The 14,548-nt window shown below is 50.5% G+C and carries 9 protein-coding genes; 5 read left to right on the top strand and 4 right to left on the bottom strand.

What is annotated here, in order from left to right; genetic code table 11:
- Positions 1-18: 18 nt before the first annotated feature.
- Positions 19-4,242 carry a coiled-coil domain-containing protein gene (locus RYZ26_RS11240; RefSeq protein WP_317683305.1) on the bottom strand — a complete coding sequence of 1,408 codons (4,224 nt, stop codon included), beginning with the start codon at positions 4,240-4,242 and terminating at the stop codon, positions 19-21.
- Between the two features lie 273 nt (positions 4,243-4,515).
- On the opposite strand from RYZ26_RS11240, the gene RYZ26_RS11245 reads away from it, so the two are divergent.
- Entirely contained in the window at positions 4,516-5,946 is a 1,431-nt protein-coding gene (locus RYZ26_RS11245) for a S8 family peptidase (RefSeq protein WP_317683306.1), read from the top strand.
- A gap of 73 nt (positions 5,947-6,019) precedes the next feature.
- Entirely contained in the window at positions 6,020-8,422 is a 2,403-nt protein-coding gene (locus RYZ26_RS11250) for a hypothetical protein (RefSeq protein WP_317683307.1), read from the top strand.
- Between the two features lie 56 nt (positions 8,423-8,478).
- Here RYZ26_RS11250 and RYZ26_RS11255 read toward each other — a convergent pair whose 3' ends face one another.
- From RYZ26_RS11255 to RYZ26_RS11265, 3 genes are read right to left on the bottom strand one after another with little or no spacing between them, the layout of a single operon-like run.
- Complete coding sequence (locus RYZ26_RS11255; RefSeq protein ID WP_317683308.1) at positions 8,479-8,994, bottom strand: DUF934 domain-containing protein; 516 nt, start codon at positions 8,992-8,994, stop codon at positions 8,479-8,481.
- Positions 8,981-10,639: a nitrite/sulfite reductase gene (locus tag RYZ26_RS11260; protein WP_317683309.1), complete on the bottom strand. Its 1,659-nt coding sequence runs from the start codon at positions 10,637-10,639 to the stop codon at positions 8,981-8,983. The genes RYZ26_RS11255 and RYZ26_RS11260 overlap by 14 nt, the downstream gene beginning before the upstream one ends.
- A 14-nt stretch (positions 10,640-10,653) precedes the next feature.
- The gene (locus RYZ26_RS11265; protein ID WP_317683310.1) at positions 10,654-10,947 is read right to left on the bottom strand and encodes a DUF2849 domain-containing protein; all 294 of its coding nucleotides are present in this window, start codon (positions 10,945-10,947) and stop codon (positions 10,654-10,656) included.
- A gap of 230 nt (positions 10,948-11,177) precedes the next feature.
- On the opposite strand from RYZ26_RS11265, the gene RYZ26_RS11270 reads away from it, so the two are divergent.
- From RYZ26_RS11270 to aspS, 3 genes are all read left to right on the top strand, one after another.
- Complete coding sequence (locus tag RYZ26_RS11270) at positions 11,178-11,786, top strand: response regulator transcription factor (RefSeq protein ID WP_317683311.1); 609 nt, start codon at positions 11,178-11,180, stop codon at positions 11,784-11,786.
- A gap of 6 nt (positions 11,787-11,792) precedes the next feature.
- Positions 11,793-12,533 (top strand): substrate-binding periplasmic protein, encoded by a 741-nt coding sequence (locus RYZ26_RS11275; RefSeq protein WP_317683312.1) that lies wholly within the window; start codon positions 11,793-11,795, stop codon positions 12,531-12,533.
- A gap of 117 nt (positions 12,534-12,650) precedes the next feature.
- The gene (aspS, locus tag RYZ26_RS11280) at positions 12,651-14,474 is read left to right on the top strand and encodes an aspartate--tRNA ligase (protein WP_317683313.1); all 1,824 of its coding nucleotides are present in this window, start codon (positions 12,651-12,653) and stop codon (positions 14,472-14,474) included.
- Positions 14,475-14,548: the final 74 nt, after the last annotated feature.

Genomic DNA, 14,548 nt, shown 5'->3' on the forward strand with positions numbered 1-14,548 from the left:
GACACAATGCGTTATAAATTACTTCGGCTCCCGCCCCAGGCCCTGACAAAGGGAAAGATAGACCTTACCGACATCCGATCCATAGAACGTATTCGCCAGAATGCCGTGTGGGTCTTTGTCTTTGGCCTGAACGATCAGCTGTTCAAATTCTTTAAAGTAACGGTTGGTGTAGGTGCGGAAAGCTTCATGGTCGCGATACGCATCTTTCAGGGCGTTCAGCTTGTTGCGGTCTTTAAGGGCAGCAAGTTTACGTACAAAGATGGAACGATCCCCACGGGTGAAGCGACGCCATTCTTCTTCGGTAATGCCGATTTCAAGTTCACGGGTAATATCCACACCCAATGACTGCAGCGATTCAACAACAAAGGCGTGGCGGCGCATAAATTCTTCCGTACCCACCTTGCCGTCAACTTCTGACAGGTCTTTTTTAAGGTCGCGCGCATGGCGGTTAAGGTCGCCCATTTCCTTGGTCTGTTTTTCCATCGCTTTGGCCGCATCATGGGCCTCATGGGCCGCATCTGACCAAGTTTTGCGAAGAAGTTCTGACCGTTTCTTAAGGTTTTCATCCCAGGCACCAAGTTTTTCCATGGCAAGGTCAGAGACCTGCTGCACATCCTGGGCCCGCGTTTCCAGACTGTCGGTGGCGTTATTGATGTCCTTAAGGGATTTATTCAGTGTGCCAGACAGCTCATCCATTTGCTGGCGAACAGCCGCGCCTGCCACTTCAAAGCCTTTGCGCACTTCCTGTGTGCCAGCTTGGGCTGCTTTGGTTTTACGTTCCAATGCCTTCCCGACCGCATCAAGCTGCAACGCGCTTTTCTCCCCAACAGCCATGACTTCTTTGGTGCGTTCTTCCAGTTTGTCCGCAGCTTGCGTGATATCGGCATGGATTTGCTGAGCAGCCCCCGCCACCATGTCGGAACGTTCGCGCACCATTTCGCCAGCTTTGTTTAAGCGATGGGCCGCTTTTTCAGAACGACCTTCCAACTGACCGACAAAATCCTGCATGGCGACGATGGCTTCTTTCAATTGCGATACTGTCTGGTGAGTGACCTGTTCCACATGATCACCGCTGCGTTCCATATTATGGGTCACACTGGTCAACTGACTGTTGGCCTGCTCAGACGCGGCTTGTGCATCCCGGCTGGCTTTCTGCATATTGTCTGCGATCTGCGCCATCATCTTGGCGGCACGATCCATAGACGTCGCAACCGTGTCGGTGCGTTCATCCAGCGTATCACCCAACTGGTTCACACGAGACAGCGCATAATCGGCCACATCATTCAGTTTCGTCGATTGACGACTGAGTTCTTCGCCCACCAGCTGCACCTGATTGCGCGCATCACCTGCCGCGCGTGTCATCTCATCTCCACGTTTGGATAACAACTCACCCATATCAAACAGGGTGCCTTGGGCATTTTCCGTCACCCCATCCAGGGTGGCCACATGAGATTTTAGCGTATCACCGATTTGATCCAGGCGGTCTGCTGTTTTCTGTGTTTCGACTAACGCCTGACGCGACGCTGACTGGGTCGCTTCGCCAACCGATGCGATTTCCTGATTGGCAAGGATTGCCTGTTCACCCAGTTTCGCAGCCTGATCTTCCAGTGCTTTGGATGCCTGATCCACCGATTCAACAACCGACTGCGCCTGCGTCCCCACACGCTGAACCCGTTTGGTCAGGTTCATGCCCGCATCTTCAACGCGGTGTTCCATTTCCGTAACCGTATCAGCCAGCGTATCACCAGCCTTATCCGCCACTTCATTCAGGCGAAGTGCATGGGTTTCCAAATCTTCCCCAATGGCAAAGACTTTCTTGCCTGCTTCGTCCGTCGCCGTCATCACCGCATCACGTTGACGCTTAAAGCCGGACCCCACAAGTGCCATCAGCTTGGCGGCACGATCAGACGCGCTTGCCATTTCAACGCCACTTTGACGAATAGCCGCCTGTGCCTGATCCAGCTGGCTTGCCGCCTGATCAGCCGTGGTGCTGAGAACAGAAGTCTGTTGATCCAGACGTTCGGAATAGTTTTCCATCTGACGTGCGGCTGCATCAGCGGTATTTTTCAAAGATCGGGTACTGGTCTGCAACGTGCCATCCATCTGATGAAGCCGTTCTGCGGTGCGTTGGCTCACCTGATCAAGTTCATCTGTGCGATCATGAAGGGTGGAACTTACCGTCTCCATTCGCTTGGCCGCTTCACCCGAAGCCTGATCCAGACTGGCGGCATGGTGCGACAGACGACGCCCGGCTTCGGCCAAAGCATCGCGCGATGCAAGTGACGTTTTCTGCAGACGTTCATGCTGATCAGAAAGGGTTGCACCCAAAGCGTTAATCGAGGTATCGGCGCTATCAGCACTATCGCGCATTTCATCCAATCGTTCGACCAATTGATCGCTCTGGCTCTGTGCCTTTTCACCCAGCAATGTAACTTCCTGGGCACTACGGCGCAGGCTTTCGGTCGCCTGATCAATGCTCGCCACGCCTTTATCAGACAGCACCGTGATCGTTTGCGATCCATCATGCAGCGCAGCCGTCACATTCTGAATACGGCTGGCTGCATTGGTTGCAGAATCAATCAGATCAAGTGAGCGTTTTTGCAAGCGGATACCCGCATTCTGCAAACGTTGTTCAGACAAATTGGACAGCTCTTCCAGTTCATCCATGCGGCTGCGCAGAACCTGACCAGTGCCTTCCATCTGCTGGCGGGCCTCACTACCGATCATCTCAACGTCCTGTCCAGCCTCTTTCAACTGATCCTGCGCCTGTTTCATTTGTTCGGCCGCTTTTTGTGCAGAGGTTGCGGTCTGCTGGGCGGCCGTCTGCATAGCATCGGTCAGCTTGCTGGTCCGTTCCATCCCGCGTTCGGTCGCCGCATCCAGTTCACGGGCCTGCTGGCGGAAACCATCAGACGTGCTGCGCATGCCCATCATGGAATTGTCGGTCGCATTCATCAAATCCTGCGCGCTGTCTTTCAAGGTGTCGCGCATATCACGCACGCGATCACTAACCTGGTCTGCCGTCTGGTTCAGATGATTGGTCTGTGTGGTGAGGTTTTCCTGAATTTGCCCGGTCTGAGCCTGAACCAGTTCAGATGTCGCGTTCAGTTCTTTCAGCTGACGGTCAAACGCCTTGCCCATAGCCTCGCCCTGGGCTTGAGCTTCTTCCGTCTGCCTTTGCAAAGTGATGGTATGACTATCCAGCATCTGGGCATTCTTCGCCAAACTTTCGGCTGCTTCTTCAGCCACTGCACTGACCCCGCCCATGGTAGTCGCCAGCAGATCACTGATTTCGCCACTGCGCACCTTGGCGTCTTCGTAAATCGTCTGCAGCGCTTTACTTTCACGTTGGAAAATCGATGCGGTTTCTTTGGTTTTGCCAACAACCCCATCAGAAACCCGTTCCAGGTCCTGCGATCGACGTTTCAGGGTTTCTGCAATATCTTCCGTGCGACTGGAGGCACGCTCAGACACATTGACCAGATCGTGGGCCTGATGGTGCAACACATTGCCGACTTCGCGTGCCCGATCAATGGCGCGATCAGACACATCCAGCAAACCTTCGGCCTGGCGGCGGAGGGTATCTTCGGCTTCCTTGGCTTTGATGTCGGCTTCATTTGACACCTCGGCCAGATCAACACTGCGTTCACGCAACATGTCGTGAATGGCACGTGATCGCACCAGTGCATCTTCGGAGGCCTGCGTTAGTTCCCGCGTTTGTCCACGGATGGCATCGGTGATGGAACGCACACGTTCTTCTGCTGTTTCAGATGGATAAACCATGCGCTGCAGATACCAGCGCAGGGCCTGACTTTCATTTTGGAGAACCCGACTACGTTCAAGGTAAGCCGCAACCAGCCACAACAAAGCCAATGGTGTCACAAGCCCTGCCGCCAGTCCGCCAATTTCATGCGGCATCAACTCGCTCAGGGTCGTCCAGCCAAAATAAGTCTCGATATAATCATAGGCGCCATAAATCCAGCCAACAGACAAGACAGCCGCCAGAATGGTCAGCAGGCGATAGCGGATATAGGCAGGCGGCGTCCAGTCTTCAGACGCCAGCGCTTCGATATCGACCATGCGGTCACCACCATCGATCAGATAATCTTTCTGCAGCGGCGACAGTTCCGGCATGCCTTTTTTGGCTTTCTCCGGTCTTTCAGAGGATTGTTCTGTTTGATTTTCTGCATCAAAGGCAACTTCAATTGAAGGGCCTTCACGCTTGGAACCATCATTGCTCATGTCGACTACTCACATCCAAAACCGGATCGCCAGATAAAAATTCGCCACACCTTTCCATAAACCTTTTGCGAGCAAGCAATGTATCAATTACGATCACACCAGACCCGCAGAACAACCTATGCAATAGCAAAAAGTTAAAGAAAAATGCGAACATTAAGAAAATATACAGGATTTTTAGCAAAAATACACAGTTTTGCACTCATTTTTTCATTTTTATTTTCCTATGCGACTCCGCAGATTCCCAAGGCTTTTGCGCAAAACGATTCAGATGGGATGAAAGTCCTTGAAGCCCCGGGCACACCCGAGGCTATTGAAGGAGAGTTTCTGGTTCAGTTCAAAACCGACAAATCATTGAAAAATATAGAAAATGGTAAAAATCCAGCCTGGCTGGAAAAACTTGGCGTCGGAACAAAAGTTGACACCCAACTCAGTCAGTTTAACATCGGGCGCGTGCGAACAAGCAACCCCACCGCCACCGGACAATGGGAAAATCTCGCCAACATTTTATCGTCTGATCCTGACATCGATTTCGTTGAACCCAACTATGTTGTTCATAGTTTTGAAAATGGAACGCCGAACGACCCCCTGATCGACAACATGTGGTTTCTAAAGAATATTTCGGCCTTTCAGGCATGGGATAACAATCGGCCAAAACAGGATGTTATTGTTGCCGTGATTGATAGCGGCACTCACGTCCTGCACGAAGATTTCAAAGGTCAGATCTGGGTTAACGAAGGCGAAAAGCCAAACAACGGTATCGATGACGACCAAAATGGATTTATTGACGATATATTTGGCTGGGATTTTCATGACTATGACAATGCCCCCGTCCCAAACCTGTATCCACGGGGCTATCGCAAAAAAGGTCGATGCATCACAGACGAGAGCGTGAAACATTATGAATCACACGGTACACATGTTGCCGGTACCATCGCCGCCATGTCCAACAACAACAGAGGCATTGCAGGCATTGCCCCCAACGTCAAAATCATGAGCATCAAAGCTCTGGGCGGCCCGTGTGGCGGGGGTGGAAGTTACGGCATTCTCAACGGTCTGCTTTATGCCGTAGACAATGGTGCCAAAATTGTAAATATGAGCCTGGGAGGATACTTTCACTCCCGTATTGCCGCCTCCATTTATCAACAGCTCAGTGACAAAGGCATCCTGATTATCGCTGCTGCTGGAAATCACGCTCATGACAACGACAGCCGTTATCGCTCCTATCCGGCAAGCTATCCTTTTGACGGAATTATCAGTGTTGCAGCCAGCGATCAGAATGACCATTTGGCTGACTTTTCAAACTACGGCGCGCATAATGTCGATCTGGCCGCACCAGGTGTACAGATCCTTAGCACAGTTCCCTCAGGGGATGGTAACATTCCAGAAGATGCGTACGTTTCAAAGAAAGGCACCTCCATGGCCGCTCCGGTCGTCACAGGCGCAGCCGCCTTGTTGCTTGCCAATAACCCTGATCTGACCAATTTGCAAATCAAACAAATGCTGATGAACAGCGTGAATAAAGTACCGGCCCTTGAAGGCAAAGTCGCAAGCGGTGGTCGTTTGAACATCGACAACGCCCTGTCACAAAGAGTACCGCGTCAACACCCCCCAGCGCGTCGAGCACGAGAAAGAGACAAAGAAGCTTCCGGTTCCGTCGGGGGCATTCGCATCTTTGACAACCGCAGCAATCAGCCGAAATGGTAGGTTTTTACTTGCATCCGCCCTTGTGAAATCGCAATATCTGGACTTACGGGATTTTTTCATAGGGCTTTAATATATGAACATCGGGCATACAGGCAGCATTCGAAAGATCAGCTTTCGGTTCAGCTTGTTAATGGGCATGTGCGTGCTGGCACATCAACCATCAATGGCGCAAACGAACACCTTTGATCCGTTTGCCCCCACAGCAGTTGCCCCGACAGAACCAACAGCCGTGCCAACAGCCCCCACACCAGTTGCACCCAAGCTACCGCCGCGCCCAGCGCCTATGCCTGAACCTGTCGTGGCAGAACCGATTGCGCCTGCCGCAGCCCCCGAACCCGTTATGGCAGAACCGGTGGTGACAGCCGAGCCTGTGACACCACCTGCGTCAGTTGAAACAACACCAGCGAGTGAGCCATCTTCTTCCTTCTTTGATCGCCTTGGGAAGCTGTTTGAAGACGACGAAGAAGAACAACAGAAGAAAGTGGAAGAAAAGCCAGAGCCCGAAGTTGTTAAGGAAGAACCTGTTCAGCAACCCGAAATCGCCACACCACCCAAGCCAGAACCTGTTGTGGAAAAATCTAGGGTGGTTGAGGTTAAACCCGCTGCGCCTGTTGCTCCGGTTGTTCCAAAATCTGTTGCAGCCCCAAAACCAGAGCCCGCACCAGTTTTGCCAACGGTGGCTGCTGATCAAAACAACACCGATCCGTTCGCCAGCACCAGCGTCGCCCCGCATTTACCAACGGCACCACAGGCGGCCCCTACTGTGCCTGCACAAATCGTTCAACAGCCTGAACCCGTCATCATCAAAGTGCCGGAACGCCGGATGGTTGTTGCACCAGAACCAGCACCAACGCCGGAGCCAACCACCAAACCCGTTATAGAAACTGAGACAGAAGTCGTTAAACCTGTCGAGCCACCGAAAGAGGAAAAAGCGGTTGTTGCCGAACAGGCACCAGTACAAGAAGAAGACAGCCCGTCTTTCTTTGAACGCTTAGGCAATCTCTTTTCCAGTGAACCGGAAGAGCCAAGCCCTGTTGTTGAAACGGCAAAACCAATCAAAGAAATTGAACAGATACCAGAACCTGCAGCTAAGCCTGAGCCCGAAACGTATCAGGTTGTTGAAGATATTGAATATGAACTGCCGGGTGAGCCTGAAGAAACCACCCTTGTCGAAGCCAAACCTGAACCGGTCCCAGACGTAAAAGCTGAACCCGTTGCAGAGCCCGAGCCTGTGCCGGAAGTGGTCGAAAAAACCGTTCCAGAACCCGTTGAAGAACCTGTCGCACCCGCGCAACCGACAGAGCTTGTCAAACAGGTTGAACCGGAAACCCTCGCCCCTGAAACAGACACCACCGATACCCCCGGCTTCTTTGAGCGTATCGGGAAAATGTTAAGCAGTGAAGAAACCAAGGCAGCATCAGAAAAAATCACAGAAGCTGAACCTGCGGCCCTTGAGCCATCCCTGATTGAAGCAGCAAAACCGACGCCATCGGCAGAACCGTTTGATCTGGGCGCGGTTGCCCCCAATACACCTGTGGAAGCTCCAAAGGCCGTCAGTCCGATTGAACCGGCAAAACCGAAAGCAGAAACACCGAAATCCACGGGTGGCTTCTTTAACTTCCTGACAGGCGGTGATGATCCCGAACCCAGCAATGCCGAATTGGTACAACCGGAAGAGCGCGTGATCGTTGTTGAACCAGAACCAACCCCCGAGCCTGCCGTTGTGGTCGAAGAAAGAACACCGCGTCCCCTGATCGCCAAAACCATCAAGGAAGAGCCCGGTTTCTTTGAAAGCATCGGCAATTTCTTCTCCTCGCCATTCTCTTCAGAGAACGACAAAAAAGAAAAAGCTCAGACTGTAAACCCAGCACCTGCTGTTGAGGCCCCAAAACCTGAAGAAGTCACGCCACCTGAGCCGCCCAAACCCGTGGATCCAAGACTGGTTCAGGCAAAATTAGGATTGGGTCGTGACATCAAGCTGGGACAAAGTGACAATGATCTCAGCCGTCAGGCACGCTGCTTTACCAAAAACCGCGGCACCGTTGCCTATTGCCTGACGCCAACCCGTTGGCCTGTTGAGATTGCCACCCATTTTGATGTTTCCACCCACCTTTATAAAGGCGCACAAGGCATTACCCAATATGACGGAGATATCGCCACCCGCCTGTTTACCCTGTTTAATGAAAGTGGATTTGACGACATTATCGCTTATTATGAAAAAGCTTACGGTCCGGCCACCAACCAGTTTGTGCGAAAAACACGTACCTTTAGAAAAGGCTATCTGGATAACCCAACCTACGTCTGGCGCAAGGAAAACACAGACGAAGGGCTGACAGAAGTTTTTGAGATTAGAAAGATCGCAGACACACGCGGCGGCGTTCCTGATCTCCAGCGCGGGTCCGTGCGGGTTTATTTCGAAGGATCACGCGAAATTTTCGCCCTGACATCCGATCTGGATTACATGGATCTAAATTAAAAAAAGCCCCTGAGACCGTATCATCTCAGTGGCTTTTTCTTGTTTTCTATCGACTTTTAAGAAGCCGCTTTGGCCAGGCGTTTGCGCTGACGCAAGGACATAACCGTTTTACGACCATCGCCTGTTGGCTGATAGAAAGTGGTCATTTCGTTCTGCGCGTTCAGCCAGATTTGAAGCGCCTTGTCATCTTCTTCATTGATGCTGAAAGCGTCGAAACCGCAACGGTGCATCAACAGAATTTGATCACGAAGCACATTGCCAACAGCGCGCAATTCACCATCAAAATTGTGACGTTCACGCAGCAGGCGGGCATAGCTGTAGGCACGACCATCAGTGAAAGCGGGGAATTCCAGTTCAATCACCTGGAAGAAAGACAGGTCTTCCAGAATGTGTTCAGGATTTTCATCACTATTGAGATGAATACCGATCTGGGAAGAACGGGCCAGCAATGTTTCGCGTTCCGCATTCCACCGGGTCAAAGAAACGATGATATCACCTTCAGGCAACGCTTCGTCGTCATCAACTTTTGTCCAGACGTCAACGATGACCAGATTATTCTTAACGAGTGCCATAGAGTGCCTCCTTAAATGGGGTTTCGCCAACGCGATCCAAAGCTTCCAGGAATGTTTCCTCCGGACTGTTACGCAAGCCCAGATAAACATTGATAATCGTTTCTACCGCATCGACCACTTCGTCAGAGGACAGACCCGCACCGATGATTTTGCCAACCTTGGCATTTTCGTCCGCACGACCACCCAAAGTGATCTGATAGAATTCCTTGTTTTTCTTTTCCAGACCCAGAATGCCGATATGACCAACATGATGGTGGGTACAAGCATTGATACAGCCAGAAATTTTCACCTGAATGTGACCAATATCATGCTGACGCTCCAACTCACCAAAACGTTCAGAGATACGTTGGGCCAGCGGGATAGAACGAGATGTGGCAAGCGCACAATAATCCATACCCGGGCATGTGATCAAATCGGTGATCAGACCAGAGTTCGGGTTCGCCAGGTTATATTCATCCAGTTTTTGCCAGACTGCATAAAGATCATCACGCTTCACATGCGCCAGAACCAGGTTCTGTTCATGTGTGGATCGGATTTCACCAAAGCTGAACTGATCTGCCAAGTCGGCAACCGCATCCATTTGCGTATGGGAAATATCACCCGGAATGCCGCCAACCGGCTTCAATGTGATATTTACGATGGCGTAGCCTTGTTGCTTATGTTCACGCACATTATTTTTCACCCAATTTGCAAACTTCTGATCTGAGCCAACTTTTTCTGAGAAAGAAGAACTCAGAGCCGGCAAGACTTCAAAGGCAGGTGGGTTGAAATGCGCCTGAATTTCAGCGATCTCTTCAGCAGGCAAATGCAGCGCACTGTCGCGGATTTCTTCCCACTCTTTTTCCACCAGCTCGCCGAATTTTTCCGCGCCGATTTCATGAACAAGAATTTTGATCCGGGCCTTATATTTATTGTCACGACGACCAAACTGGTTATAGACGCGCAGGACGGCTTCCAGATACGACAGCAGGTCTTCTTTCGGCAAGAACTCACAGATGGTTTTGCCGATCATGGGCGTGCGGCCCAAACCGCCACCAACCTTGACCTCAAACCCAAGCTCGCCGGTTTCATCACGACGGATGCGCAGACCGATATCATGGATACCAATTGCCGCACGGTCGTTTGATGCGCCGGTTACCGCCATCTTGAACTTACGTGGCAGGTAGGTGAATTCAGGGTGCATGGTTGACCACTGACGGATGATCTCACACCAGGGGCGCGGGTCTTCCAGTTCGTCAAAAGACGCACCAGCGTACTGGTCGGTTGTGGTATTACGGATACAGTTGCCACTGGTCTGGATAGCGTGCATCTGGACTTTGGACAGGTCTTTCAGGATATCCGGAATATCAACCAGCTTGGGCCAGTTGAACTGGATGTTCTGACGTGTGGTAAAGTGACCAAAGCCTTTATCATAATTGCGCGCAATATAAGCAAACTGACGCATTTGGGCAGAATTCATGGTCCCGTAAGGCACGGCGACACGCAACATATAAGCGTGCAATTGCAGATAAACACCGTTCATCAGACGCAATGGACGGAATTCTTCTTCACCCAGTTCACCACTTAAGCGGCGGTTTACCTGGTCACGAAACTGTTCGATACGTTCATCAACAAGCTGCTGATCATAATCGTCATATTTATACATGGATCAGAATTCCTTTATTTAACCTGATTGCCAAGGTCTGGACGTATAGACGGTCCGGTCGTGCGAATCTGTTCACGGTAACGCACCGGAACGATTTTGCCTTCGACTTCATCGACATCAATAAGATATGGGCCAACAACAAGAAGCTGGTTTGCATCATCAGATGCCTGTGCCAAAAGTTTGTCCCCGTTTTCACCACTTTCTACGCTGGCAGCCTCGCAAATGGAGGAATTCCACTGGCCGTCCTTGTCATAAAAAACCGCCAGACCATCATCCAGACGATTGGCTGTAACGACTTGCTTCGTCATGCTTTTAAGCCTCTATCCTTAAATTTTCTTTCTCGCGCTGTGCGCCTAACTGCACCCTATATGATCCTTTCAAACTAATTAGTCAATATTTTTTGTTATTTATTTTTATACTACAATTTTTGAATGTTAATATTATTTTCAACTCTAAACGCATAAGAAACTTGATTAATGGATCATTTTATATGAATCTAAAACCTACCCTTAAGGATAAATACTGAGGACCGTTTTTCGTGAGCCAGAACACAATCTATCTTGTCGATGATGATCAAGACCTTCTCGACTATCTTGCAACGGCAATGACTAATGACGAACGCAAGGTCGTTACCTACCCGTCGGCAAAACAGTTTTTAGATCAGGTAGACGATATCTCCGGGAACGGCTGCGTCGTTCTGGATGTCAACATGCCAGAAATGTCAGGTCTGGAACTGCAGGAAAAACTCAACCAGATGAAATTCTCTCTGCCCGTTGTCTTCCTGACAGCCCATGCAGAAGTCCCCATGGCCGTGAAAGCCATGCAGGCAGGTGCTGTTGATTTCATTCAAAAACCGGTCCAGCCCGATGAACTTTCCGCTTGCGTGGAACGCGTTATGAACACACCGCAAACCAACCTGCCTTCTGCGGAAGAAGCAGAAGTGGTGAAAAAGACAGTATCAGAATTGACACCGCGTGAACGTGAGGTGATGAACCTGATTGTTCAGGGGGCCTCTAACAAAGAAGCAGCGCAATCGCTGGACATCAGCCCGCGCACGGTTGAAATTTACCGCGCAACCGTCATGCGCAAAATGGATGCCCCTAACCTTCCTGATCTGGTTCGCAAAGCCATTGCGATTGGAATGTAATCCAAAATGAAACTGCTTTTCATCCTTGCCTGCGCCCTTGGCATATTCATGACAGGAGCCGCACAGGCCGGGAAAAATGAAAAACTTGTCTTTGGATCCATCCACTTCCCACCCTACACAATTGTAGAAGATGACAAATCTTTAAGCGGCTTTGATGCGGAACTTGTAATTGAAGGCTTTAAACGTCTGGATATTCCGGTCGAAATTAAAATCTTCCCATGGAAGCGGGTGATCCAGCAAGCAGAAAATGGGGAAATCACGGGTGCTATTTCCTGCAGCCCGCGGCCGAAAAAATTCTACATCACCCAACCGACTAGCCGGGCAACCGATGCTTTTTTCTTTCTAAATGATTTTGATTTCGAAAAACACCCAATTGCAACAGTTTCGGACCTGCGTAACTCCCCAGACCTCACAGTAGGCGGGGTTAACGGTTATAAACACCTGCAATTGCTGGAAAGCAAGAATATCCAATACGATTCTTCCCCCGATGATGACACCGGGTTCAAGAAACTGTTTGCTGGTCGAATTGACATTTTCCTGACCATTCAGGAGTTTGGCAATTATACGCTGAAACAGCTGGACCTCAGCGATATGGCGACTTCGATTCCCCTTCGGACCAAACGCTATCATCTCTGCATCAGCAAAGCCTGGCCCGGGGCGAAAGAAATCCACGAAAAATTCGATCAGGTGCTTAAAGAAATGCGTGAAGACGGCACATACGACAAAATCCACGCGAAATATAAATAATCCGCGCCTTTTCTCACCATATTACTTGACATTCGCCCCCCTAAAATGCGATTTCACGCTGTCCAAGTCTACTGCTTAGACGCCCCTTTGAAATTCTTGTAAAGAGACGAGCGAAAGATGCATCCCTATCGCACACATAAATGTAACGAACTGCGCACTGAAAACGAAGGTGAAGTGGTTCGCCTATCCGGCTGGATTCACTCCAAACGTGACCACGGCAACCTGCTGTTCATTGACCTGCGTGACCACTATGGCATGACGCAATGTGTGATCGACGTTTCTTCCGATCTCTTTAAAATCGCAGAAAGCGCACGTGTTGAAAGCGTCCTGACTGTGACAGGTAAAGTAGTGAAACGTACTGCTGAAACCATCAACCCAGATTTCCCAACCGGTGAAATCGAAGTCTATATGGACGAACTGATCCTCGAATCAGCTTGTGAAGTTCTGCCGATGCAGGTTGCAGGTAACGAAGAAGCCGGCGAAGAAATCCGCCTGCGCCACCGCTTCCTTGATCTGCGCCGTGAACAGTTGCACAACAACATCATCCTGCGCTCCCAGGTGATCTCTGAAATCCGTCGTCTGATGACCGCACAGGATTTCATGGAAATCCAGACACCGATCCTGACGGCGTCTTCACCTGAAGGTGCCCGTGACTATCTGGTGCCTGCGCGGAACCACCCGGGCAAATTCTACGCCCTGCCACAGGCACCGCAGCAATTTAAGCAGCTGCTGATGGTGTCCGGCTTTGATAAATACTTCCAGATTGCCCCATGCTTCCGTGATGAAGATGCGCGTGCTGATCGTTCACCGGGTGAATTCTATCAGCTCGACTTCGAAATGGCTTATGCCACACAGGAAGATGTCTTCCAGGCGATTGAGCCGATCATGCATGAGATCTTCACCAAATTTGGTGGCGGTCGCGAAGTAACGCCAATGCCGTTCCCACGCATTCCGTACAAAGAATCCATGCTGAAATATGGTAACGACAAGCCAGATCTGCGTAACCCGCTGATCATCACGGATACAACCGAACCTTTCCGTGGTTCTGACTTTGGTCTGTTTGCCAAACTGGTGGATCAGGGCAACGTTGTTCGCGCAATCCCGGCACCAGGTGCTGCGGGTCGTCCACGTTCCTTCTTTGACAAGCTCAACAACTGGGCACGTGATGAAGGCAAAGGTGGCCTGGGTTACATTGCAATCGCTGAAGACGGCACGCAAAAAGGCCCAATCGCCAAGAACCTTGGTGACGAGCGTGTTCAAGCTATCCTGGATGCTTGTGGTCTGGGCAATGGCGATGCGGTCTTCTTTGTTTGTGGGAAAGAACATGACGCAGCATCATTTGCTGGCGTTGTTCGTACCCGCGTTTGTGACGAGTTGGAACTGCTGGATGAAAACAAGTTCAACTTCTGCTGGGTTGTTGACTTCCCAATGTACGAACTGAACGAAGACACCGGCAAGATCGACTTCTCTCACAACCCGTTCTCTATGCCACAAGGCGGCATGGAAGCACTGGAAAACATGGACCCGCTTGAAATCCTGGCATGGCAGTATGACATCGTATGTAACGGTATTGAGCTGTCGTCCGGTGCGGTTCGTAACCATAAGCCAGAGATCATGTACAAAGCCTTTGGTCTGGCGGGTTATGACGCTGATGTTGTTGAAAAAGAATTTGGCGGCATGCTGCGTGCGTTTAAATTTGGTGCGCCGCCACACGGTGGCTGTGCCCCGGGTATCGACCGTATGGTTATGCTGCTGGCTGATGAGCCAAACATCCGTGAGGTTATCGCCTTCCCGATGAACCAGCGTGCAGAGGACCTTCTAATGCAGGCACCTTCAGAAGTATCCATTGAGCAGCTGCGTGAACTGCACATCAAGCTCAACCTGCCAAAAGAAAAAGTAAAAGTGGAAAAATCAGAAGATAGCGCCGAAGCTTCTGAATAAGAATAATTCCAAAAATTAATAATAAATTAAGATCGCGCGGTCATCATAATTGGTGACCGCGTTATCTTTTATAA

The organism is Terasakiella sediminum (genome assembly GCF_033100395.1).
Taxonomy (GTDB): Bacteria; Pseudomonadota; Alphaproteobacteria; order Rhodospirillales; family Terasakiellaceae; genus Terasakiella.